This window comes from Streptomyces sp. NPDC059832 (assembly GCF_042731715.1).
In the GTDB taxonomy this organism is placed as follows: domain Bacteria; phylum Actinomycetota; class Actinomycetes; order Streptomycetales; family Streptomycetaceae; genus Streptomyces.
In genome coordinates this window covers 135436-157924 of the sequence record NZ_JBHWIY010000002.1, presented here as the reverse complement: position 1 = coordinate 157924, position 22489 = coordinate 135436, and the positions used below count along the sequence as shown (strand labels likewise).

The following is a 22489-nucleotide window of genomic DNA, read 5'->3' as shown; positions in this document are numbered from 1 at the left end:
CGCCATGCACCGCGCCTTGATCGTCGTCGACGTTCAGAACGACTTCTGCGAGGGCGGCAGCCTCGCCGTGGCGGGGGGCGCCGAAGTCGCCGCCGCCGTCACCGATCTGATCGGGGAGGCCCAGGCCGGGTACCGCCATGTGGTGGCCACCCGCGACCACCACATCGACCCGGGCAGTCACTTCTCCGCCCAGCCGGACTTCGAGCAGTCCTGGCCGGCGCACTGCGTGGCCGGCACGGAGGGTGTCGGCTTCCACCCGAACTTCGCGCCCGCGGTCGCCTCGGGGGCGGTCGAAGCGGTGTTCGACAAGGGTGCCTACGCCGCGGCGTACAGCGGTTTCGAGGGCCTCGACGAGAACGGCGTGGGGCTGGCCGACTGGCTGCGGGACCGCCGGATCACCGAGGTCGACGTCGTCGGCATCGCGACCGACCACTGTGTGCGGGCGACGGCACTGGACGCGGTCCGGGCGGGCTTCACCACGCATGTGCTGCTCGACCTGACCGCGGGGGTCGCCGAGGAGACCACGGAGCGGGCCCTGGAGGAACTCCGCAGGGCGGGCGTGAAGCTGTCCGGCAAGCCGGTGGTGTAGCGGCACGGGCCCCGCGATCCGTGCCGGCCCCGCGCCTCAGGCCGGCCGTCGTACGGGTATGGCCGGGCGCACCAGGGCCCGGATCGGGTGCCAGAGCTCCTGCGCCTTCTCCGGTCTCGCCCGCCACAGCAGCCCGTCGGGGTGGTGCAGCACGGCGGTGATCTCGTCGGGTGTGGGCGGCTCGGCGTTGCCGCGGAGGTAGACCGCGCGCAGGCCCGCGTTGCGCAGCCGGGTCAGGGCGCGGGCCCGGTTGGCCGCGTGCACCAGGACCCGGACCGGGGTGCCCGGACCCGCTCCGTCCGTCGGACTGGGCAGGGTGATCGCCACCACCACACTGCCGTTCGGCAACTTGCAGAATCCTCCGCCTGCCATACTCCGCGCTCCCCCGTGAGACGTCGTGTCAATAAGAATCCGAACAAGACGCACCTAAACACGATCGGCCGCCGCCCGCTAGAGGGCGACGGCCGATCATGCTCTGACCTGCGGTTATACGGGACTACTTGTGCGAGGGACCGACCTTGACGGTGATCGTCGAGCCGCTGCGCGGCTCCTTGACGATCGAGATCCGGGTGTTCGTGTCAGGGACCTGAACACTTCCGGTCGGGTTCTCCTTGTACCAGTAGGTGCCCTTGTGGTCGTCGAAGGCCGGGACACCGTGCTGCGACTTGATCCGGACCGGTGCGTCCGCGCTGTGCAGCGTGAAGGCGTCGGTCGCGTACCAGCTGAAGGGCGCGTCGAACGGCTGGATCTTGTTGCGGATGATCGAGCCGTCGGCCCACTTCAGGGGCTTGGCGTGGGAGTCGACCGGCAGGATCAGGCCCTGGCCCGGGTGGACCGAGACGTTGTTGTCCTTCTGGGACTTGTCCCAGAGCCAGACGAGCAGACCGTTCTGGTACGGGTAGTGCTCGACCCAGTCGGGACGGGTCTTGGAGAAGCCGAAGTTGTACGGGCCGACCTTGAGGGTCTTGTCGTAGCTGACGTACTGGCGGTTCTCCGCGATGTAGTACTGCGGGTAGTCCTTCTCGAACGACTCGCCGACGCGGGAGAAGCCCTTGGCGGTCCAGCCGTTGTCGTCGCCCTCGGCGTTGTCCGTGAAGAGCGCGGCACCGTCGGCGTTGACCGAGATGGTGTCGGCCGCGAAACCGATGCCGCCGGCGCCGCCGTCGGTGGCGTAGCGGAAGCGGATGTCGATCTTCTTGCCCGCGTAGGCGTCCAGCGGGAAGGAGAGCTTCTGGTACTTGCCGGAGACGTCGGTCAGGGCCGGCTTGTCACTGGCGTCGCGCGGGATCGCCTTGCCGTCGGCCGTGCCGTCGATCGCGGTCCAGCTGGTGCCGCCGTTCTCCGACACCTCGGTGTAGAGGTAGTCGTAGTCCTTCTCGATGTCCCACCAGCCCGCAAGGTCCAGGGAGGCCTTGGACTTGCCGGTCAGGTCGACCGGACGGGAGAGGGTGTTGTTGAGGTTGTCGCCCATGTCGCTCCACCACTGCTTGGAGCCCTCCGCCGGCTTCGTGACGGCGGTGGTGACGGGCTTCTCGGGCAGCGTGACGACGAGCGCCTGCTTGTTCTTGGTGTTGTACTCCGACACGCCCAGCTTGTGGGTGGACTTCGTCGAGGCCTTGGCCTCGGCGTAGTCGAGCCAGCCCAGCTGGAGCTTGTCCCAGGCGGTCATGTCGCCGGGCAGGTCACCGATCGAGTCCTTGCCGGTGCCGAGCCAGGAGCCGGCCGACATCAGGGACCAGAAACCGACCGAGTTCTCGGCGGTGTTGGTGGTGTCGTAGAGGTCCGGCAGGCCCAGGTCGTGGCCGTACTCGTGGGCGAAGACGCCCAGGCCGCCGTTCTCGGGCTGCGCGGTGTAGTCGCCGACCCAGATGCCGGTGTCACCGATCTGGGTGCCGCCGGCCTTGTTGTCGGCCGGGCCGGTCGCGCCGGCGTCGGTGCCGTAGGCGTACCAACGGTGGGCCCAGATGGCGTTCTTGCCCTCGGCGCCGCCACCCGCGGACTCGTCCTCACCGGCGTGAACGATCTGGAAGTGGTCGATGTAGCCGTCGGGCTCGTTGAAGTTGCCGTCGTTGTCGTAGTCGTAACGGTCCCACTGGTCGTACTTGGCGAGATCCGTCTTGATCTGCTCGGGCGTACGGCCCTTGGCCTTCTGGTCGGCGGCCCAGGCGTTCACGCCGTCCCGGATCATGTCCCAGGCGTTGGCGCAGTTGGTCGCACCGCAGAAGTTGGAGCCGTAACGGGCCTCGTTGTACGGCACCTTGACCCAGTCGGAGACCTCGCCGTCGACCGAGTAGCGCCCGGAGGACGTCTTCTCGTAGTACGTCTTCAGCGAGTCCTTGCCGGCACCCGAACCGAAGTAGAGGTCCTGGAAGTGCGCCTGGTTGTAATCGGCCTGCCAGGCGGTGCTGTTGTCCTTCTTGGGGTCCGGCTTGGCTATCTTGTTGTGCAGCGGGCCGGGCGTGCCCCCGTACTTCGGGACGGGCGGCTTCGGGCCCTCGCCGTCCGGGTCGTACATGGTGGTGTTGTCGACCTTGTCGCCGAACTCCACCAGGATCGTGAAGATCTTGTCGGTCTTCTCGCGGCCGAGCTCGACGTACTTCTTGTCGTCGAGCTTGACGACCTTGGAGCCGCCCTTCTTCGAGATCTTCTTGTCGCCCGATATGACCTGCTCAAGGGCGGCCTGACGCTGCGCGTCCTGCTGCTTGGTGAACGGGCCCTTCAGGTCGTGCTCGTTGCCCTTGGCCGACCCCGGGTCGCGGCGGTCGATGGTGGTGCTCTTGGCTGCCGGCGTCTTGTCATCTGCCTGGGCCGTGGCAAAAGCTGACGCCGTGGCGGCAGTGGCGGCCATGGCCACGACAACCGCTGCAGCGCGAAGCGCCCGTCTGTTCTTGGTCACTTGATGCAGTCCTCCCCGGCACTCGCCGCTGCGGCCAGGGGGATGTGGGGCCGCGCGCGAATACGCGTCACAAGTGACGACATTCGACCGGAGTTACGCGAGAAAAGACAGATCTTGACTTGAACAGGCCAAGTGCACTATGCAGGAGAACGCTTCCGTTATCCGGACGTTCATCGAGCGGGCAACCGGTGCGTCATGGACCACGGTTGGAGCGGAGTATGACTCCGTGCGCCCCCCGTGCACCAGTACCGTGGGTTAGGCCGTGCTTACCAGTGGTCCCTGTCGGGCATCCACCGTCGTAGAGTCGCTTGACAGTGCGACCGTGTTGAGAGACTGCCCATCCGATGCCCCGAGGACGGATACCGCCATGCCGCGTCCCACTGCCGCACAGCTCTCCTACGGTTCGGTCACCGTCGTCTTCGCGACCCTCGCGATGCTGCTGCTTTCCCGTACGGGTTCGGGCGTCGGAATCGCCGTCATCGGAACCGCGGCGCTCGCGCTCGGTCTACTGGTGGCCGTGACCGTACCCCAGCCGTCACGCGCGAAAACCGCGAAGCCGGCGAGGGCCCGCTCCGCGGTCCGGGTGAACCAGGACGCGGTCTCCGCGGCCGTCGAGGCCGAGGGCCTCGCCCGCGACGGGGTCCAGTCCCCGATCCCCGCGCACCGCGAGGCCGCACAGCCTTCCGCGCCCGCCGCGGACGCGCGCGTGGGCCAGCACTCCCTGCGGCACTGAACCACCGAACCGCGACCGCGCACGGCTGCCGGGACCACGTCCGGTACGGAGGATCAGGGACAGCCCTTAGTTGGTCTGCACGACCACCGTCTTCGCCGCCTTGTCCTGGAGGCCTTGCCGGTACGGCTTGTCCGTGAACATGAGCACGATGTTGATCAGCCACCACAGGCACGGGCAGCACAGCAGCGCCGGCAGCCACAGCACCACGGCCCGCAGGAACGAAGCACCGGTGTCCGGCACCCGGCCGTCGTTGAGCATCGCGACCCGCAGCTTCATCAGCCGCTTGCCGAGGGTCCGGCCGTCCTTGTGCGTGAAGTACGTGTCGTACGCGACGTAGACGACCAGGCCGATCAGCGACCACAGCAGCTGGTGCCCGCTGTACGTCTGGCTGAAGACGTCGCCGACGCTGCTGCCGTTGCCGTTGCCGGTGTTGTCCGACACCTCGACCGCGCCGCCCCACGGCAGCGAGATCAGATAGAGCGGGATCGAGATGATCAGGAAATCGATCAGCCGGGCCAGGATGCGCTTGCCCGGCTCCGCGAGCGGGGGCATGCCGGCCAGCGGATCCACGCCGCCGTACGGTCCGCCGCCACCGAAGGGGCCCGGATCGTACGGCGGCGGCGGGGGCGGCGGAGCGCTGTCGTACGGCGAACCCGATGACGGCGGCTCGTGCGGCTTCTTGAGGAACGGGTCGTCCTCGGGCGGCTGACCGGACGTCGGCTGATCGTTGCTCATGGGGGCAGTGCACCCCGCCCCGGGGGTGCCCGCAACGGCTCAGGTGCGTTCGGGGGAACGAGCGGCCCGACGGCCCCTCACCCGATGGGCCGTCGGCCGGATGAGTGCAGTCAGCCCGCCACGAAGGTGTGTGCCGCCTTGTCGTGCCAGCACTGGCGCCACGGCCGGTCGAACAGGCACCACAGCACGTTGACCACGCCGATCACGAGGACGCCCAGCACGCCATAGACCAGCCAGCGGCGCAGCGCGGCGCCGAAGGCCGGGGCGCCGTGGGACTCGATGTCACGCACTTCGAGTCCGCAGAGCTTCTTGCCGAGCGTGCGCCCCCACTTGGCCGTCGGCAGCGCCTCCAGCAGGACGCCGAGCACGAGGAACGCGCCGAGCACCCCGCCGAACAGACCGGCCGTGGTGGAGTCCACCAGCCAGACGGTGACCGTCTCACCGGACAGTTTCGCCGCGTTGATCTTCTCGTCGATGTGGTCCAGCGCCTGCGAGACGAGCGGGAAGCCGATCCCGCCGACGAGCGCCAGCAGTACGACGGTGTCGATCAGCCGGGCGGCGAACCGCTTGCCGAGCCCGGCGGGCCTGGCCGCCGCCTGGGCCTGCGCGAGCTGCTGGAAGGGGTCGTCGACCGGAGGCTTCCAGGGCACGACGGGCTGGTCCGGCTGGGCACCCTGCGCACCCTGTGCACCGAACTGCGGGCGGGGCTGCTGGGGCGGGGGCTGGTGCTGCTGGACCGGGAGTTGGAGCTGGAGCTGGGGTTGGGGCTGGAGTTGAGGCTGGTGCTGCTGGGCCGGGAGTTGGGGCTGGGCGGGCGGATTGGACTGCTGCGTCCAGGGGGCGGGGTTCTGCGCGGGGGCCGGAGCGGGGTTCTGTGCCGGGGCCGGGGCGGGGGCCTGTGCGCCCGCGCCGGGGGCAATCGCGCGGATCGCCATCGTCCCCTCCGTGGCCGCCGGTTCCGGCGCACGGCGAGCGGGCCGGGGGCCGACCCGGATCGCCACGGTGTGCTCGGGGACCTGGCCACCGGCGTCCCGCGCGCCCGGCAGCGCACCGTCCGCCGGCTCCGAGGAAGGGGAAGCGGCGGCGGGCCGTCGCGGATCCGCGGGGGCACGGTCGGCGGGGGCACGGACCGCGGGAGCACGGTCGTCCGGCACCCGGGCGGCCGGGACTGGGTTCACGGGGACAGGGTTCACCGGGACGGGGTTCACCGGGACGAGGTCGGCGGGCATGCGCGGATCGTGGCCGGGCTCCGTACCGGCTCCGGCCTCCGGCCCCGACGGCCGGGCCTGTTCACCCTGGCCGCCCTGTTCATCGGGCCGGCCGGGGCCGCCCCAGGAGACCCGTCGGTCGCGTTCCCCGCCGAATCCGGTCTGCCGGGAGGCGTCGGCCTGCCAGGCGGTGGCCGGTTCGGGGCGGTTGGCCGCGTGCGGCTCCTCGTCGAGGAAGACCGGGCCGGTCTCGTCCACCGGTGCCGGGACCGCCGGGAGCGGCTGCGGCTGCGACTCCGGCTCGGCCGCCGGGGCGGAGGGCTCTGCTCCGGAAGGGGCCACAGGCATCGACTCGCCCTGCTGAGGAGCGGGGCGGCTCGTGCCGGGCACCCACGAAGCACCGTTCCAGTACCGGACATATCCGGGAATGGACGGGTCGGGGTAGTACCCCTCGCGGGGGCTTTCGTCACCGGGTGCCGGGGTTGGGGCGCTCATCACCGTGGTCCCGTATCTCTTCGAGGCCTGAATGCAACGGGTCCACATCTACCAGACGCCCGCGTACCCCTGGGCCACTCCAGGGGTTTGGGCCGCTTTCCCGTCGCCCGGAAATATTTTTCGGAAGTCGCGTAATAGATGGCAGGGAGGGCGCTCTCTCCTTGTGCGGACCGGTCATGGGACCGGCCCACAGGCACCGGAAGGACGCACTCATGCACACCGTCGTGGAACGCGATCTGGAACTCAAGCTGGTCCTGTCGCCCGAGCGCAGCATCCCCGTACCCGCCCGTCTGACGTACCGCACGGAGGACCCGTACGCCGTGCACGTCGCCTTTCACATCGGCTCCGACTACCCGGTCCACTGGACGTTCGCCCGCGATCTGCTGGTCGAGGGGGTGTTCCGGCCGTGCGGTCACGGGGACGTCCGGATCTGGCCGACCAAGGTCGAACGGCGCAACGTCATCTTCGTCGCGCTGACCTCGCCCGACGGGAACGCGCTCCTGGAGGTGCCGTCCGCCGCGGTGGCCGCCTGGGTGGAGCGGACGCTGCGGGTGGTCCCGCCCGGCACGGAGGCCGAGCTGCTCGGGATCGACGAGGGCCTCGCCGAGCTGCTCGCGCCGCTGCCGGCCGACGACCTGTGGATGCGCGACCCGTGGCCGTCGGACGAGTCGCAGGACGGCGAGGCATGAGCGGGCGCGGTTCCGCCCGGCCGCCGGCACGCCGACCGTCAGAACACCTTGCCGGGGTTGAGCAGCCCCAGCGGGTCGAACGCCTGCTTGATGCCCCGGTGCAGTTCGACGCTCACCTCGCCGAGCTCGCGCGCGAGCCACTCCTTCTTCAGGACTCCTACGCCGTGTTCACCGGTGATCGTGCCGCCGAGCTCCAGGCCGAGCGCCATGATCTCGTCGAACGATTCGCGGGCCCGCCGGGACTCGTCGGCGTCGGTGTGGTCGAAGCAGACGACGGGGTGGGTGTTGCCGTCGCCCGCGTGCGCGCAGACGCCGATGGTGAGGCCGTACTTCTCGGCCACGGCCGCGGTGCCCTCCAGCATGGCGCCGAGCTTCGAGCGGGGTACGCAGACGTCGTCGATCATCGTGGCCGACTTGACGGTCTCCAGCGCCGTGAGCGACATCCGCCGGGCCTGGAGCAGCATTTCCGACTCGGCGGCGTCCTCCGCGGGGACCACGTCGGTGGCGCCCGCCGCGGTGCAGAGCTCGGCGACGGCGGCCAGATCGGCCGACGGGTCCGGCGTGTCGAATGCGGCGAGCAGGAGCGCCTCGGTGGTGTCGGGGAGGCCCATGTTGGCCATCTTGTTGACGGCCTGGACCGTTGTACGGTCCATCAGTTCGAGGAGTGACGGAGTGTGACCACGCTCCATGATCCGGCAGATCGCGTCGCAGGCGGTCGCCGCGCTCGGGAACTCCGCGGCCAGGACCAGCTGCTGCGGCGGCCGGGGCTTCAGCGCGAGCACGGCCTTGACGACGATGCCGAGGCTGCCCTCCGAGCCGACGAAGAGCCGGGTGAGGTCGTATCCGGCGACGCCCTTCGCGGTGCGGCGGCCGGTGGTGAGCAGACGCCCGTCTGCGAGGACGACCTCCAGGCCGAGTACGTATTCGGCGGTGACCCCGTACTTCACGCAGCACAGGCCGCCGGACGCGGTGCCGATGTTGCCGCCGATGGTGCACATCTCCCAGCTGGAGGGGTCCGGCGGGTAGCAGAGACCGTGCTCGTCGACCGCCCGGGACAGCACCGCGTTGACGACGCCGGGCTCGACGACGGCGATCCGGTCGACCGGGCTGATCTCCAGGATCCGGTCCATCTTGACCAGGGACAGCACGATGCAGCCGTCGGAGGCGTTGGCCGCGCCCGACAGGCCGGTGCGGGCTCCCTGCGGGACGACCGGGACGCGCAGCGCGGTGGCGGTGCGCATGACGTGCTGGACCTGCTCGACCGTGCGCGGGAGCACGACGACCGCGGGCGTGCCCGCGTCGCAGAAGCTCGCCATGTCGTGGGCGTACGAGGCGGTGACGTCGGGATCCGTGATCAGCGCCTCGGCGGGCAGTCCCGCACGCAGTTGTTCGAGAAGACCGTTCATGATCCAAGGGTGGCACCCGGGCCCATTGGTGTGAACCCGTCTGCGGCGGCCTTCACAAGACGCGGTGTGCTCTTATTACTGACGCAGAGTGATCGGCATGGATGTCATGCCGCAGCAGCCTCCGCAGCCCCCCGAACCGAGCCGCCCTCCCCTTGACGACCCCGCGCTCTCCGGCTTCTCCGGCGCCTCCGCGCTCTCCGAGCTGACGTCACCGGCCGAGCTCCCGCCCCTCTCGCTGCGTACGACGCTGCGCAGGGCGGCCCTGGGCGTGGTGGCGGGTGCGGTGCTGGTGACGGGTGCGGTGGTGGCCGTTCCGGAGGACGGGAAGAAGGCCTCGACGCCGCCCGTGCCCGGCCCGGTCTCGCGTGCGCTGACGGCGACGGCCGCGGGCTCCCCGGCCTCGCTCTCCGATCTGACGGCGCTGATCGGGGACCGGCAGCAGTGGGTGGGCACGCATCCGTCCGACGCGCGGTCCTGGGCGGTGCTCGGCACGGCCTACGTGGAGTGGGCGCGGCGTTCCGCGGACACGGCGTACTACGGACGGGCCGAGCAGGCGCTGAAGCGCTCGCTGAATGTCCGGCCGGGTGAGAACGGGAACACGGCGGCCTGGGTGGGACTCGCGGAGCTCGCCGACGCCCGGCACGACTTCGCCACGGCGAAGAAGTGGGGCGAGACGGTACGGGCGCGGCAGCCGAAGCAGTGGACCGTGTATCCGGCGCTGATCGACGCGTACAGCGGTCTCGGGGACCACAAGTCCGTGAACACGGCGGTGGCGAGGTTCACGGCGCTGCGCGCGGGGGTCCCGGCGCTCCTGCAGACGGCACGGATGTACCTGGCCCGCGGCTGGCGCGAGGACGCGCTGGCCAACGCCCAGGACGCGGCGGACCGGGCGGCCACACCCGCGCAGAAGGCGGAATGCCTGGCCCTGCTGGGCGAACTGGCCTGGGAGCGGGGCGAGCCGCAGGAAGCGGTCGCGCAGTACAGCGCGGCGCTGCGGACCGACCGCGCCCACCATCCGTCGCTCGCGGGCCGGGCCAGGGCACTGGTCGCGCTCGGCCGTACGGACGAGGCGCAGCGCGACTACCGGGCCGCGCTGGAGCATCTCCCCCGGCCCGAATACATGCTGGAGCTGGGCGAGCTGTACGAGTCGCTGGGGCTGGACGGCGAGGCCCGCATCCAGTACGAACGGCTCCGCGAGGCGCTCGCCCGGGACGAGGCCCAGGGCGTGGACAACGCGCTCCTGCGCGGTCGTTACGAGGCCGATCACGGGGACCCGGACGCGGCGGTCGAGCTGCTGGACGGCGCGTGGGCGCGTTCGCACCGCAGCGCGGCGGTGGCGGACGCGCTGGGCTGGGCCCTGCACCGCTCCGGCGACCCGTCCGCCGCGCTGGAGTACGCGGCCCACGCGGTCGACACGGGTGGGCAGAACGCCTCGTACGCGTACCACCTGGGCGTGATCCAGAAGGCGTTGCGGGAGTACGGTCCGGCGCGCCGCAATCTGGAGGAGGCCCTGCGCTCCAACCCGCTGTTCTCGCCGCTGGCCGGTCCGGCCGCCCGGGAGGCCCTGGACAGCCTGACGCCTCCCCCGCCGGTCGTCCCGCACGACATGCGGCCCGCCCCGGAGCCGGAGCCCGAGCCGGTGCCCGCGGCCGAGGCTCCCGCACCGCAGAAACCCGAACCGAAGAAGCCGGAACCGCAGAAACCCGAGCCGCAGAAGCCCGCGACAACGCCACAGGCCCCGGGCGGCCGTTGAGCAGTCCGGAGCCTGTGGCGCGCCGACCCGGGGGTCAGAGGTTGCCGCGCTTCTCCTGCTCGCGCTCGATCGCCTCGAACAGGGCCTTGAAGTTGCCCTTGCCGAAGCCCATCGAGCCATGGCGCTCGATCATCTCGAAGAAGACGGTCGGGCGGTCCTGGACCGGCTTGGTGAAGATCTGCAGCAGGTAGCCGTCCTCGTCGCGGTCGACGAGGATCTTCAGCTCGCGCAGGATCTCCACGGGTACGCGGGTCTCGCCCGCCCACTCGCCGAGGGTGTCGTAGTACGAGTCGGGCGTGTCCAGGAACTGGACGCCCGCCGCCCGCATCGCCCGTACCGAGGCGACGATGTCGTTCGTGGCGAGCGCGATGTGCTGGACGCCGGCGCCGCCGTAGAACTCCAGGTACTCGTCAATCTGGGACTTCTTCTTGGCGATGGCGGGTTCGTTGATCGGGAACTTGACCTTGAGGGTGCCGTCGGCGACGACCTTCGACATGAGCGCGGAGTACTCGGTGGCGATGTCGTCGCCCACGAACTCCTTCATGTTGGTGAAGCCCATGACCTTGTTGTAGAAGCCGACCCACTCGTTCATCCGGCCGAGTTCCACGTTGCCGACGCAGTGGTCGACGGCCTGGAAGGTGCGCTTGGCCGGGGGCTCGACGATCGGGTCGGCCGCGGTGTAGCCGGGCAGGTAGGGGCCCTCGTAGCCGGAGCGCTCGACGAGGGTGTGGCGGGTCTTGCCGTACGTGGCGATGGCGGCGAGCACGACGGTGCCGTGCTCGTCCTTGACCTCGTGCGGCTCGTCGAGGCCGAGGGCGCCGTGCTCGACCGCGTACGCGTAGGCCGCGCGGGCGTCCGGGACCTCGATGGCCAGGTCGACGACGCCGTCGCCGTGCTCGGCCACATGGGCGGCGAGGAAGCGGCCGTGGTCGGTGGCGGCCTTGATGACGGAGGTGAAGACGAAACGGGCCGATCCGTTGGTCAGTACGTAACTCGCCGTCTCGCGGCTGCCGTTCTCCGGTCCGGAGTAGGCCACCAGCTTCATGCCGAACGCCGTCGAATAGTAGTGCGCGGCCTGCTTGGCATTGCCGACGGCGAAGACGACCGCGTCCATTCCCTTGACCGGGAAGGGGTCGGCCTGCCGGGCTGTCTCGGGGGTGGTGTGCAGAGTCTCAGTCATGTCCGAAGGCTCTCGCCGCTTCGCAAGGTGCGCAATAGTTTGCGAATCCGCTGGGCAATCTGTACAGCGGATAGGGATGATGAGCGGGCTATCTGTACATGATGACCATCACGTCGGCCCTCCGGAGAAGACCATGGCGATCGATCATCTGGACGGGCGGCTCATCGTGCTGCTGGCCCGCGAGCCCCGCATCGGCGTCCTGGAAGCATCGCGCAGGCTCGGCGTGGCCCGCGGGACGGTGCAGGCCCGGCTCGACCGGCTTCAGTCGAATGGAGTCATCCGCGGATTCGGCCCGGCGGTCGATCCGGCGGCACTCGGCTATCCCGTCACCGCGTTCGCCACGCTGGAGATCAAGCAGGGCCAAGGCTCCGACGTACGGGCCCACTTGGCCGGCGTACCGGAAGTGCTGGAGCTGCACACCACCACCGGGCACGGCGACATGCTCTGCCGTCTCGTCGCGCGTTCCAACGCCGATCTTCAACGGGTGATCGACCGGGTTGTCGGTTTTGATGGCATCGTCCGGGCCTCCACGGCCATCGTCATGGAGAACCCGGTCCCGCTGCGGATCATCCCGCTCGTCGAGCAGGCCGCGGAGGACAACGACTGAGCCGAGGAGTGACGCGTGAGCTTCTGGGAGTACCTGGGCAATCGCCACCAACAGCTGCTCACCGACGCGTACCAGCATGTCAGCGCCGTGTTCCAGTGCATGGTCATCGCCACCGTGCTGGGCATCCTGATCGGGGTCGTCACCTATCGCAGCGGCTGGGCCGGGTCGCTGGCCATCACGTCGACGGCGACGATCCTCACCATCCCCTCCCTCGCCGCGATCGGTCTGCTCATCCCGCTCGTCGGCCTCGGGGTCGCGCCCACGGTGATCACCCTGACGCTGTACGGGCTGCTGCCCGTCGTCCGCAACGCCATCGTCGGGCTGCGCGGCGTCGATCCGGCACTGGTCGACGCGGCGAAGGGCATCGGGATGTCGCGGCTGGCCCGGCTGTGCCGGGTGGAACTGCCGCTCGCCTGGCCGCCGATCCTCACCGGGATCCGGGTCTCCACCCAGATGCTGATGGGCATCGCCGCCATCGCCGCGTACGCCTCGGGGCCCGGCCTGGGCAACGAGATCTTCCGCGGCATCGCCTCGCTGGGCAGCGCCAACGCGATCAATCAGGTCCTCGCGGGCACGCTCGGCATCGTCATCCTCGCCCTGCTCTTCGACGCCGCGTACGTACTGCTCGGGCGGCTCACCATTCCAAGGGGGATTCGTGTCTGAGACCGCCACCGGGAGCGCGGACACCGACGGCGCCGGAACGGAGAGAACCACCTCCGGTGCCACCATCCAGCTGGAGGACCTGACCAAGCACTATCCGGGCAACCCGAACCCGGCGGTGGACAGCGTCTCGATGGACATCAAGGCCGGCGAGACGGTGATCTTCGTCGGGCCGTCCGGCTGCGGGAAGTCCACCACCCTGAAGATGATCAACCGGCTGATCGAGCCGTCGTCCGGGCGGATCAGGATCAACGACGAGGACGTCACCGACATCGACCCGGTGAAGCTGCGCCGCAAGATCGGGTACGCGATCCAGTCGTCCGGGCTCTTCCCGCACATGACGGTCGCCGAGAACATCGCCCTCGTGCCGAAGATGGTCGGCTGGTCGAAGTCGAAGGTGAAGGACCGGGTCGAGGAGATGCTCGATCTGGTGGGGCTCGATCCGCGGGAGTTCCACGGGCGTTATCCCCGCGCGCTCTCCGGCGGTCAGCAGCAGCGGGTGGGCGTGGCGCGGGCGCTGGCGGCCGATCCGCCGGTGCTGCTGATGGACGAACCGTTCGGCGCGGTCGACCCGATCACCCGTGACCACCTCCAGGACGAGCTGATCCGGCTCCAGCACGAACTGCACAAGACGATCGTCTTCGTCACCCACGACTTCGACGAGGCGATCAAGCTGGGTGACCGGATCGCCGTGCTGCGGGAGCGTTCGCACATCGCGCAGTTCGACACCCCGGAGGCGATCCTCACCAATCCGACGGACGACTTCGTCTCGGGCTTCGTCGGGGCCGGCGCGGCGCTGAAGCGGCTCAACCTCACCCGCGTACGGGATGTGGAGATGGCCACGTTCCCGACGGTGACGGTCGACGACCCGCTCCAGTCGATCTTCAACAAGCTGCGCAGCGGCCCGCACAACGAGCTGTTGATGCTGGACCGCAGGAACCGCCCGTACAAGTGGCTGCGGCGCGGCGACCTGATGCGGGCCCGGGGTTCGCTGGCACGGGCCGGGCAGCTGGTCCACGACACGGTGACGCGCGACGCGACGCTGCACGACGCGCTGGAGGCGGTGCTGATCGACAGCGGCGGGCGGGTCGCGGTGACCGGGCGGCGCGGCGAGTTCATCGGGGTCGTCGACATGCAGACCCTGATGAACTCCGTCCATGAACTGCTGGAGGCCGACCGGCTCGCCGCCATCGAGCACCAGCACGACCTGGAGGAGCTGCGCAGCCACCAGACCGCGGCGGAGCTGGAGGGCGGTGCGGGCGTATGACCCCCGACTCACCGTTGAACCACGAGTCCTCCCGCCGGGCACGCTCCGAGCCGCCCGTGCCGTCCTCCGACAAGGACCGCCCGCCCGGTGAGCACGACGTCAAGGGCCATGCCTTCCGGGACGAGGAGGAGGAGCCCGCCCCGCCACCGGCCGGTCCGCCGCGCCGGCTGACCTGGCGCAAGCTGGTGATGATGCCGCTCGCACTCGCGATCGTGCTGGTCATCACGTATCTGTGGATCACCCATGTCCATCTCGACTCGATCGCGCGGAACTCGCTGACCGGCGGCAATGTGCAGCTGCGCTGGTGGCAGCATGTGCGGCTGACCGCGATCTCGACGTTCTGGGTGCTGATCATCGCCATTCCGCTGGGGATCGCGCTGACCCGGCGCGGGCTGCGCAGGGGTGCCCCGGTGGTCACGGCGGTCGCCAACATCGGGCAGGCGACACCGGCGATCGGCCTGCTGGCGCTGCTGGTGATCTGGCTGGGCATCGGCCCTTCCACGGCGATCATCGGCATGGTGATCTACGCGGTGCTGCCGGTCTTCTCCAATACGGTGGCCGGCCTCAAGGCGATCGAGCCGAACCTGGTCGAGGCCTCGCGCGGCATCGGCATGTCGGCGACGGGGACGCTCACCAAGGTCGAACTGCCGCTCGCCGTCCCGCTGATCCTGGCCGGGGTGCGCACGGCGCTGGTGCTCAATGTCGGCACGGCGACCCTGGCCACCTTCGTCGGTGGCGGCGGCCTCGGGGACCTGATCACCTCGGGCATCCAGACCCAGCGGATGCCGGTGCTGGTGCTCGGTTCCGTACTGACGGTGGTGCTGGCGCTGCTGGTGGACTGGCTGGCCTCACTGGTCGAGGTGGCCCTGACGCCGCGCGGACTGGAGGTGGGGTGATGGGTCCGCGGAAGGTACGGGCCGGCCTGGCGGTGACGGCGGCGGCGGTGGCGCTGCTGCTCTCCGGGTGCGGGCTGAAGAGCGGCTCGCCGATGGTGGACGACGTGGAGCCGGGCTCGGTCGGCCGGGGGAAGCCGCTGAACGGTGCCTCGCTGACCGTCACCTCGAAGAACTTCAGCGAGAACATCGTCCTGGGCCAGATGATCGGCCTGGTCTTCAAGGCCGCCGGCGCGGAGGTCCTGGACCGGACGAACCTGCCCGGCTCGATCAGTGCGCGCGAGGCGATCGTCAAGGGTGACGCGGACGCGATGTACGAGTACACGGGCACCGGCTGGATCACCTACCTGGGCCACGCGAAACCGATCCCCGACCCGCTGAAGCAGTGGGTGGCGGTCCGTGACCAGGACCGCAGAAACGGGGTGACCTGGCTGACGCCGTCCACGCTCAACAACACCTACGCGCTCGCCATCAGCCGGAAGAACAACGCGAAGTACCACCTGAAGACGCTCTCCGACGTCGCGGCGCTGGCGAAGAAGGACCCGTCGGCGGTGACGATCTGCGTGGAGAACGAGTTCGCCTCGCGCGACGACGGGCTGCCGGGCATGGAGAAGGCCTACGGGATGTCGCTCCCGGCCGCCAACATCAAGAAGATGGACGCCGGGATCATCTACACCCAGGTCTCGAAGTCCAACTCCTGTCTGCTGGGCGAGGTGTTCACCACGGACGGCCGGATCAAGGCGATGAACCTCGATGTGCTCGTCGACAACAAGCACTTCTTCCCCAACTACAACGCGGCGCCGGTCGTCCACACCAAGACCTTCGAGAAGTATCCGCAGATCGCCGGGCTGCTCGACCCGGTCAGCAAGAAGCTGACCACCGAGGTCGCGCAGCTGCTCAACGCCAAGGTGGACGTGGACGGGCAGGACCCGCACGAGGTGGCGAAGGACTGGCTGATCCAGGAGGGGTTCATCAAGCAGGGCTGAGCGGGGAGCCTCCGTCGCCGCCTTCCCCCCGGTCGACGCCCGCCACTCGCAAAGATTCCGTTGCAAAGAGTCTTATGCAAAAAACTTGTTGCAAAGAGAGTTTTGCAACTCTACGATTTACCCATGCCCGCACCGGAGGACGGCGCCGAGACCCCCGCCGAAGCCGAGAACATCCACAAGGTCGATGCCCGCACCCTGCGCGGACTGGCCCATCCCCTGCGGCTGCGCCTGCTGGCCGCACTGCGGGAGTACGGCCCCGCCACCGCCTCCGGTCTCGCCGACCGGCTCGGCGAGTCGAGCGGCGCCACCAGCTACCACCTCAGGCAGCTGGCGGCGTACGGCTTCGTCGAGGATGTCCCGGAGCGCGGCAAGGGCCGCGAGCGCTGGTGGCGGGCCTCACACCGGGGCACCATCTTCGACAGCGGCAGATTCCTGACCCACCCGGACCCCGAGGTGCGCGGCGCGGTCGACGTCGTACTCCACGAGATCGCCAGCTCGCACGCCCAGGAGCTGAACACCTGGGTCGGCACCATGCGCGAATGGCCCGAGGAATGGCGCGACGGCTGGGACATCAGCGATTTCGCGGTGCGCCTCACCCCGGATCTCACCGAGGAGCTGATCCTCAAGGTCCACGATCTCATCGAGAGCTACCGGGGCCGGGTTCCGGAAGGCACCGAGGGATCGGCCAACGTCCGCAGCCATGTGCACTTCTTCCCGCGCCCCACGGGGTAACCAGCCCGCGGAGCAACGAGCCCGCACCACGACGACCCGGCGGGCAACGAGCCCCTCCTGACCGGAAGGACACCGTCATGCACTCCGACACGCATCTGCTGCTGCACAGCCTGCATTCCTCCGAACTACGTGAACAAGCAACGGAGTTCCGCCTCGCACCGACCGCCTCGCACACCGGCCTGCGCACCCGGCTCGGCTGGGCCCTCGTCGACCTGGGACTGCGCATCCTGCCCCGCCACCCCGGCCGCACTCCCTTCGCAGCCGGTACGGCGTGAACGTCCGGGGGGACCGCAGCCGTATCCCGCTCATCGCCGTACTGTCCGCCAACTCCATATCCACGGCCGGTACTTCACTCACCCTGATCGGCGTCCCGTGGTTCGTCCTGGAGACCACGGGGAGCGCCGGCCGGGCCGGTGTCGTCGCCTTCTGCGCGACCCTGCCGATCGTCGTCTCCGCCCTGATCGGCGGTCCCGTCATCGACCGGATCGGACGGCGCCGGGTCTCCGTCGCCTCCGACCTGGTGTGCGGCCTCGCCGTCGCCGCCATTCCGCTGTTGCACTACGCGGACGCCCTCGCCTTCTGGATGCTGTGCGTACTGATGGCGGTCGGCGGACTCCTGCACACCCCCGGCAACACCGCGCGCTACGTCCTCGTACCGGATCTCGCCGAGCACGCCGGCACCACCCTCCCCCGCGCCGCCAGCCTCTTCGACGCCGTCTCGCGCGGCGCCCGGATGGTCGGGGCCGCGCTGGCCGGCGTACTGATCGCGTTCGTCGGCGCGGAGAGCGTGCTGCTGCTGGACGCGGCGACATTCCTGACGTCCGCGCTGCTGATCGCGGCAGGCGTACGAGGGGTGCGCGCGGCCGAGCCCCGCAAGGCCGCGGCGCCGGTCTCGCTGCGGGCGTACCGCACCGAACTGCGCGAGGGCTTCGCCTACTTGCTGGGCAACCGGCTGCTGCTGGCGGTCGTGGCGATGGTCATGTTCATGAACGGCACCGACCAGGGCTGGAACGCCGTCCTGCTGCCGGTGCACGCCTCCGCCGAACTGGGCGGGGCCAGGGACATCGGGCTGCTCACCGCGCTGTTCGGCGCGGGCGGGCTGACCGGGGCGCTGCTGTACGGGGCGGTCGGGCACCGCTTCTCGCGGCGGGTCGTGTTCACGGTGTGCGTGGTGCTGTGCGGCGCGCCCAGGTACCTGGTCGCGGCGCTGACCGGGACGACGTTGCCGCTCGCCGTGACCATGGCGCTGAGCGGTCTCGCGGGCGGGGTGCTGAACCCGATCCTGACGACGGTGATCTACGGAACGGTCCCCGACGAGCTGCGCAGCCGGGTCTCCGGGGTCCTCACGGCGGGCGGCGAACTGGCCATGCCGGTGGGCGGTCTCGCGGCCGGGCTGCTGGTGGAGAGCGCGGGCGTGCGGGGGGCGCTGCTGGCGATGGGCGGGGTGTACCTGCTGGCGACGCTGAGCCCGCTGGTGTTCCCGGCGTGGCGCACGATGGACGGGGCGGGCCGCGCGCCCGTACCGTCACCGGCCGGGGAGATCAGCAGCTCGGAACCTTGTGCCCCTGCTCCAGTGCCCGGAGCGAGGACACCGCGTTCTTCAGGGTCGTGACCGGGATCAGCCGCAGCCCCTTGGGGAGCTCGGCGCCCGCCTCCCTGCACTCCGCCTTCGGCACGAGGAAGACGGTCGCCCCGTCGCGGTGTGCGGCCTGGGTCTTCAGCGACACCCCGCCGACCGCGCCGACCTCGCCGTCCGCCTGGATCGTGCCGGTGCCCGCGACGGTGCGGCCGCCGGTGAGATCGCCGCCCGAGCCGTCGCCGTCGAGCTTGTCGACGATGCCGAGGGCGAAGAACAGGCCGGCGCTGGGGCCGCCCACGTCGGCGAGATGCAGGGTCACGTCGACCGAGCCGGGCTTCTTCCCGAGGTAGTTCAGGGCGGCGTCGACCGCGGAGTCCTGCGACTTCACCATGTCGTCGAGGTTGTGCTTCTCGATCTCCTTCTCGGAGCCACCGGTCGGGTAGACGGAGTCACGGGGCAGGACCGCCCGGTCCGTACGGAACCAGCTGTCGATCACATCGCCGATGCCGACATCGGCGGTCGGCCCGGTCGCGACGATCGTCGTCATCCGCAGCTCACCCTCGGTGGTACGGGTGGGTACGCCCTTGATGCTGATCACGGGCGTGCCGTGATCGTTCCCGAGCACGTTCGCCGTCGAGCCGGGCTGCGCCAGGGTGAACGGCAGCGATGCGAAGGCGGCCACGCCGAACAGGGCGAGGACGGGCAGGGCGCACAGGACGAGGGCACGGGGGCGCGAGAGACGAGTGAGCACCCGCCCAATCTAACCGGCCCCGGTCACCGAGTGCCCCGCCCCGCGGGGCCACGCCCGGCCCGCCCGGTGGCACAGCCGACCCGCCCGGCGTTTGAGGGCATCCTTTCCGGCCCGCCCGGTGATCGAGGGCATCTCTTCGGCCCGCCCGGCGTTCGAGGGCGGAACCCGTGCGGCGGGGGCCGGGACGCCAGGGGCTCCCGGTGCGCCAGGACCGTGCGAGGCCCCGCCGAGCCCGCGCTACCGGAGCGCGTCCGCGACCTCGCGGGCGGCGTCCACCACGCGGGGGCCGACGCGCTCGGGCACGGAGTCCGCGAGCATCACCACGCCCACGCTGCCCTCGACCCCGGTCACCCCCACCAGCGCCGCCGCGGCCCCGCTCGCCCCGGCCTCCAGCTCGCCGTGGGTGAGGGTGAAGGCGGTCTCGCCGACCGGCTTCTGGCGTGCGGCGAGGATCGCCCGGCCGGCGGCGCCCCGGTCCAGCGGATGGCGGAAACCCGCCCGGTAGGCCACGTGGTAGTCCGTCCAGGTCGGCTCGACGACCGCGACGGCCAGCGCGTCGCTGCCGTCGACCAGCGTGAGATGGGCGGTGGCCCCGATGTCCTCGGCGAGCGACCGCAGCGCGGGCAGCGCGGCTTCCCGGACGAGCGGATGCACCTGGCGGCCCAGGCGCAACACCCCCAGGCCCACCCTGGCCCGGCCGCCCAAGTCGCGGCGCACCAGGGCGTGTTGCTCCAGCGTGGCGAGCAAACGGTAGACCACGGTCCGGTTGACACCGAGTTTGTTGGACAACTCGGTGACGGTCAGGCCGTGGTCGGTGTCGGCAAGCAGTTTGAGGACCCTCAGGCCCCGGTCGAGCGTCTGGGAGGTTTCCGCGGTCACGACGCCCTCTCCTCTTTGATGAGCGGCAGCGGCTGGTTCCCAGGAATGTGCGCCGCCGGTCCCAGCGGCGACGCACGGAGAGGCCGCCGGCCTAACCAGGCACCGGCTGCGCCCCGGGGCGGCTCTGCCACGGGGCGTTCATTTTTTGGGACAGTAGCGAGCGAGTCCGCTCAGCGGAAGGCCTCGTCCAGAATCCGGGCGTTGACCGGGGCAAGGTTGTCTTGAAGCAGCATAAGTGCCGGTCAGCGCGGCGTCGGCCGAAGCCCGGAGGTCTACGCGCGTCCAGGTCGGCCGACGCCTTCACGGCACTTCACGTACCAGAAGTGAACAGTCGTTAACTCACCGTGAATGACTGCTGCACAATTTTTCCGTTCACGAGCACCTCACAGGCCCGGATCGCTCTTGTCGCCGGGTCGCGGACGGTGAAGTCGAGGGCGAAGGTGCCGTCGAGTCCGATGACCCGGGTGACGTACGGGTCGGCGGTCCGCTTCCCGTCCGCGGTGCGGCCGGTCACCGAGACCGTGGCGACGGGGGCGAATCCGCGACCGGTCACCTGGACCGCCGTGCCGACGGGCCCCTCGGGTGGCGAGAGCGCGAAGGAGGGTCCGGCGGGGACGGTCCCGTCCTGGACGGTGAACGCCGCCGTCTCGGTACGCGGGTTGACGAGGACCTCCCGGACCCGGATGGCGACGGTGTCGGCGGCGTCGACCTTGAAGGTCTGCGAGAACGCCCCGTCCAGCCCGACCACCTTCGTCCTCGCCGGATCGGACGTCTGCGAACCGTCGGCCCGCAGCCCGACGATGGACACGGTCGCCACCTTCGCGAAGCCCTGCCCGATGACGGTGACGGCGGTGCCCTTCGGACCGGCCGACGGGGTGAGCACGACGAAGGACGGGGCGACGGTCAGCGGGGTGAGGGCCTGCGCTCCCCCGGCGGTGACCTGGAGCGTGTACTCGGCCCGCGGAGTGGATCCGGCGACCGTGACCGTACCGGCGAGCGTTCCGTCGGCGCCGATCCGGAGGGTGGAGCCGCTGATCCGGGCGCTGTCGCAGGAGCCGCCGTCGGCGCCGCAGAGCGTGGCGGTGGGCGTGGTGCCGGTCGGCCAGTCGCCGCCGGAGAGGGCGATCGTCCCACCGGGCCTGACCTTCGCCGCGCCCGCGGAGAGCGTCGCGGAGGCGTCCGTCACGGTGAACGGGGTGGTCAGCACAGTGGCCGGATCGTTGCCCTCGTCGACCTGGATCGAGGCGATGGCCGGGTCGGAGACGGTGAACTCGGCGCTGAAGGTGCCGTCGGGGGTGCTCTTCACATAGACGGCGGTGTCGTCGAGCGTCGCCCCGCTCGCGTCCAGGGCGACGGTGTTGATCCACCGGTCCTGGAAGTAGTTGCTGCCGGTGACCTCGATGACGCTGCCGAGCGGGGCGCCGGCGCGGGAGAGCGCGATGGCCCGCGGCCCGTCGGGGACGAAGGCCTTGACGGTCAGGGGCGCGGTCGCCTCCTTCGTACCGTCACCGACCTTCACCAGGTACGAGCCGTCGGGCACGGCGCCCGCGGCGGCGAGCACCGCGCTGCCGGACAGTTCCCCGGAACCGCTGATCGCGAGCGTGCCGGAGACGAACTTGCCGGGGTCGCAGCCGCCGCCGTCCGCCGCGCACAGCGACGCTACGGGAGTGGCGCCCGCGGTCCACAGGCTGCCGGACAGGGTGACGGAGGTGGACGGCCGGACGGCGGTGGCGGGCGCGTTCAGGGTGGCCGGATGGCCCGCGGTGCCCTCGGCGGTCACCGTGCCGATGGACCCGCCGCCGCTCACCACGTCGCACGGGGTCTCGTAGGTGGAGCCGAGCACCTTCGTACGCGTCAGATTGCGCACCGGGGTGAAGGAGATCGGGCCGCTCGCGTCGGCGGGGATGATGAAGTCCCCTTCGTACGGCGGGATTTCGATCGGCTTGCCGGACGGGATGTCGAGGTTGATCTGGGGGCCGGTGACGGTGACCGTGCCGGTGGCGCCGCCGGACATGGCGAAGTCGATGCTGGGGGTGGTGGGTACATCGCTCAGGCTGAGACCGCTGGTGGCGGGGGACGGACCGAGGCTGACCTTGGCGTGGACCTTGCCGCCCGGGTCGACGATCGACGGCGAGAGGTCGACGCTCATCTGCTGCGGCCCGGTCGCCTCGCCCTGTCCGGCGGGCAGGGAGCAGTGCACGGTCGGGGTGACGGTGCCGGCCTCGGCGGCGGGCGCGAGTGCGACGGTGCCACCGGTCCAGACGAGCACGGCCCCGGCGGTGAGGGCCACGGCACGGCGTAACACCGCACCCGGTCTTTCGGTTCTTCTCGGTTGTCGGGCGGGCATGTTGCTCCTCCATGGGTGTCGTCCGCGGCCGAGACACGGCCGCGGGAATTCTCCGAATTCGAAAGGGAGGCGCCCGCCCGCTCCGATGCGATACGGAGCGGGCG

The 22489-nt window shown here is 70.3% G+C and carries 21 protein-coding genes; 12 read left to right on the top strand and 9 right to left on the bottom strand.

Annotated elements, in window-relative coordinates; genetic code table 11:
* Positions 1–4 precede the first annotated feature (4 nt).
* Positions 5–589, top strand: a complete 585-nt coding sequence (locus ACFV8T_RS03120; protein ID WP_385323894.1) for an isochorismatase family protein — start codon at positions 5–7, stop codon at positions 587–589.
* Between the two features lie 36 nt (positions 590–625).
* On the opposite strand, the gene ACFV8T_RS03115 is transcribed toward ACFV8T_RS03120, so the two are convergent.
* The gene (locus ACFV8T_RS03115) at positions 626–961 is read right to left on the bottom strand and encodes a hypothetical protein (protein WP_385323892.1); all 336 of its coding nucleotides are present in this window, start codon (positions 959–961) and stop codon (positions 626–628) included.
* Positions 962–1085: 124 nt separating this feature from the next.
* Positions 1086–3485, bottom strand: coding sequence for an immune inhibitor A domain-containing protein (locus tag ACFV8T_RS03110; protein ID WP_385323889.1), 2400 nt, complete (start codon positions 3483–3485; stop codon positions 1086–1088).
* Positions 3486–3852: 367 nt separating this feature from the next.
* Between ACFV8T_RS03110 and ACFV8T_RS03105 the strand changes: the two genes are divergently transcribed.
* Positions 3853–4218: a hypothetical protein gene (locus ACFV8T_RS03105; protein WP_385323887.1), complete on the top strand. Its 366-nt coding sequence runs from the start codon at positions 3853–3855 to the stop codon at positions 4216–4218.
* Positions 4219–4284: 66 nt separating this feature from the next.
* Here ACFV8T_RS03105 and ACFV8T_RS03100 read toward each other — a convergent pair whose 3' ends face one another.
* Both ACFV8T_RS03100 and ACFV8T_RS03095 read right to left on the bottom strand, forming a co-directional pair.
* On the bottom strand, positions 4285–4953 hold the full coding sequence (locus ACFV8T_RS03100) for an RDD family protein (RefSeq protein ID WP_385323885.1): 669 nt from the start codon (positions 4951–4953) through the stop codon (positions 4285–4287).
* Between the two features lie 110 nt (positions 4954–5063).
* Entirely contained in the window at positions 5064–6656 is a 1593-nt protein-coding gene (locus tag ACFV8T_RS03095) for an RDD family protein (protein ID WP_385323882.1), read from the bottom strand.
* Between the two features lie 212 nt (positions 6657–6868).
* Here ACFV8T_RS03095 and ACFV8T_RS03090 point away from each other — a divergent pair, with 212 nt between their 5' ends.
* Positions 6869–7345, top strand: coding sequence for an SsgA family sporulation/cell division regulator (locus ACFV8T_RS03090; RefSeq protein ID WP_385323880.1), 477 nt, complete (start codon positions 6869–6871; stop codon positions 7343–7345).
* A gap of 38 nt (positions 7346–7383) precedes the next feature.
* Here ACFV8T_RS03090 and ACFV8T_RS03085 read toward each other — a convergent pair whose 3' ends face one another.
* Positions 7384–8751 (bottom strand): FAD-binding oxidoreductase, encoded by a 1368-nt coding sequence (locus tag ACFV8T_RS03085; RefSeq protein WP_385323877.1) that lies wholly within the window; start codon positions 8749–8751, stop codon positions 7384–7386.
* A gap of 97 nt (positions 8752–8848) precedes the next feature.
* On the opposite strand from ACFV8T_RS03085, the gene ACFV8T_RS03080 reads away from it, so the two are divergent.
* Complete coding sequence (locus tag ACFV8T_RS03080; RefSeq protein ID WP_385323875.1) at positions 8849–10504, top strand: tetratricopeptide repeat protein; 1656 nt, start codon at positions 8849–8851, stop codon at positions 10502–10504.
* Positions 10505–10538: 34 nt separating this feature from the next.
* On the opposite strand, the gene hppD is transcribed toward ACFV8T_RS03080, so the two are convergent.
* Complete coding sequence (gene hppD, locus ACFV8T_RS03075) at positions 10539–11684, bottom strand: 4-hydroxyphenylpyruvate dioxygenase (protein ID WP_385323873.1); 1146 nt, start codon at positions 11682–11684, stop codon at positions 10539–10541.
* A gap of 133 nt (positions 11685–11817) precedes the next feature.
* Here hppD and ACFV8T_RS03070 point away from each other — a divergent pair, with 133 nt between their 5' ends.
* The 8 genes from ACFV8T_RS03070 to ACFV8T_RS03035 all read left to right on the top strand — a co-directional run bounded on the left by ACFV8T_RS03070 (position 11818) and on the right by ACFV8T_RS03035 (position 18441).
* The gene (locus tag ACFV8T_RS03070; RefSeq protein WP_266418666.1) at positions 11818–12291 is read left to right on the top strand and encodes an Lrp/AsnC family transcriptional regulator; all 474 of its coding nucleotides are present in this window, start codon (positions 11818–11820) and stop codon (positions 12289–12291) included.
* A 15-nt stretch (positions 12292–12306) separates the two neighbouring features.
* The gene (locus ACFV8T_RS03065) at positions 12307–12954 is read left to right on the top strand and encodes an ABC transporter permease (RefSeq protein ID WP_266418664.1); all 648 of its coding nucleotides are present in this window, start codon (positions 12307–12309) and stop codon (positions 12952–12954) included.
* Complete coding sequence (locus ACFV8T_RS03060; RefSeq protein ID WP_385323869.1) at positions 12947–14218, top strand: ABC transporter ATP-binding protein; 1272 nt, start codon at positions 12947–12949, stop codon at positions 14216–14218. Before ACFV8T_RS03065 ends, ACFV8T_RS03060 begins: the two co-directional genes overlap by 8 nt.
* Complete coding sequence (locus tag ACFV8T_RS03055; RefSeq protein WP_385323868.1) at positions 14215–15114, top strand: ABC transporter permease; 900 nt, start codon at positions 14215–14217, stop codon at positions 15112–15114. Before ACFV8T_RS03060 ends, ACFV8T_RS03055 begins: the two co-directional genes overlap by 4 nt.
* Positions 15114–16097: a glycine betaine ABC transporter substrate-binding protein gene (locus ACFV8T_RS03050; protein ID WP_385323866.1), complete on the top strand. Its 984-nt coding sequence runs from the start codon at positions 15114–15116 to the stop codon at positions 16095–16097. The genes ACFV8T_RS03055 and ACFV8T_RS03050 overlap by 1 nt, the downstream gene beginning before the upstream one ends.
* Before the next feature lie 123 nt (positions 16098–16220).
* Positions 16221–16829 (top strand): helix-turn-helix domain-containing protein, encoded by a 609-nt coding sequence (locus ACFV8T_RS03045; protein ID WP_385323863.1) that lies wholly within the window; start codon positions 16221–16223, stop codon positions 16827–16829.
* Between the two features lie 77 nt (positions 16830–16906).
* Positions 16907–17104 carry a hypothetical protein gene (locus tag ACFV8T_RS03040; RefSeq protein ID WP_385323862.1) on the top strand — a complete coding sequence of 66 codons (198 nt, stop codon included), beginning with the start codon at positions 16907–16909 and terminating at the stop codon, positions 17102–17104.
* Positions 17101–18441 carry an MFS transporter gene (locus tag ACFV8T_RS03035; protein WP_385323859.1) on the top strand — a complete coding sequence of 447 codons (1341 nt, stop codon included), beginning with the start codon at positions 17101–17103 and terminating at the stop codon, positions 18439–18441. Before ACFV8T_RS03040 ends, ACFV8T_RS03035 begins: the two co-directional genes overlap by 4 nt.
* Here ACFV8T_RS03035 and ACFV8T_RS03030 read toward each other — a convergent pair.
* From ACFV8T_RS03030 to ACFV8T_RS03020, 3 genes are all read right to left on the bottom strand, one after another.
* A complete protein-coding gene (locus ACFV8T_RS03030; RefSeq protein WP_385323858.1) occupies positions 18371–19159 on the bottom strand; it encodes a S16 family serine protease in 789 nt (262 codons plus the stop codon). The genes ACFV8T_RS03035 and ACFV8T_RS03030 overlap by 71 nt on opposite strands.
* A 237-nt stretch (positions 19160–19396) precedes the next feature.
* Positions 19397–20038: an IclR family transcriptional regulator gene (locus ACFV8T_RS03025; RefSeq protein WP_124723277.1), complete on the bottom strand. Its 642-nt coding sequence runs from the start codon at positions 20036–20038 to the stop codon at positions 19397–19399.
* Between the two features lie 334 nt (positions 20039–20372).
* Complete coding sequence (locus ACFV8T_RS03020; protein WP_385323856.1) at positions 20373–22343, bottom strand: hypothetical protein; 1971 nt, start codon at positions 22341–22343, stop codon at positions 20373–20375.
* Positions 22344–22489 lie beyond the last annotated feature (146 nt).

Coding starts and splice junctions, on each gene's coding strand:
- ACFV8T_RS03120 (WP_385323894.1), top strand. CDS start 5: ATGCACCGCGCCTTGATCGTCGTCGACGTTCAGAACGACTTCTGCGAG.
- ACFV8T_RS03115 (WP_385323892.1), bottom strand. CDS start 961: ATGGCAGGCGGAGGATTCTGCAAGTTGCCGAACGGCAGTGTGGTGGTG.
- ACFV8T_RS03105 (WP_385323887.1), top strand. CDS start 3,853: ATGCCGCGTCCCACTGCCGCACAGCTCTCCTACGGTTCGGTCACCGTC.
- ACFV8T_RS03100 (WP_385323885.1), bottom strand. CDS start 4,953: ATGAGCAACGATCAGCCGACGTCCGGTCAGCCGCCCGAGGACGACCCG.
- ACFV8T_RS03095 (WP_385323882.1), bottom strand. CDS start 6,656: ATGAGCGCCCCAACCCCGGCACCCGGTGACGAAAGCCCCCGCGAGGGG.
- ACFV8T_RS03090 (WP_385323880.1), top strand. CDS start 6,869: ATGCACACCGTCGTGGAACGCGATCTGGAACTCAAGCTGGTCCTGTCG.
- ACFV8T_RS03085 (WP_385323877.1), bottom strand. CDS start 8,751: ATGAACGGTCTTCTCGAACAACTGCGTGCGGGACTGCCCGCCGAGGCG.
- ACFV8T_RS03080 (WP_385323875.1), top strand. CDS start 8,849: ATGGATGTCATGCCGCAGCAGCCTCCGCAGCCCCCCGAACCGAGCCGC.
- hppD (WP_385323873.1), bottom strand. CDS start 11,684: ATGACTGAGACTCTGCACACCACCCCCGAGACAGCCCGGCAGGCCGAC.
- ACFV8T_RS03070 (WP_266418666.1), top strand. CDS start 11,818: ATGGCGATCGATCATCTGGACGGGCGGCTCATCGTGCTGCTGGCCCGC.
- ACFV8T_RS03055 (WP_385323868.1), top strand. CDS start 14,215: ATGACCCCCGACTCACCGTTGAACCACGAGTCCTCCCGCCGGGCACGC.
- ACFV8T_RS03050 (WP_385323866.1), top strand. CDS start 15,114: ATGGGTCCGCGGAAGGTACGGGCCGGCCTGGCGGTGACGGCGGCGGCG.
- ACFV8T_RS03045 (WP_385323863.1), top strand. CDS start 16,221: ATGCCCGCACCGGAGGACGGCGCCGAGACCCCCGCCGAAGCCGAGAAC.
- ACFV8T_RS03040 (WP_385323862.1), top strand. CDS start 16,907: ATGCACTCCGACACGCATCTGCTGCTGCACAGCCTGCATTCCTCCGAA.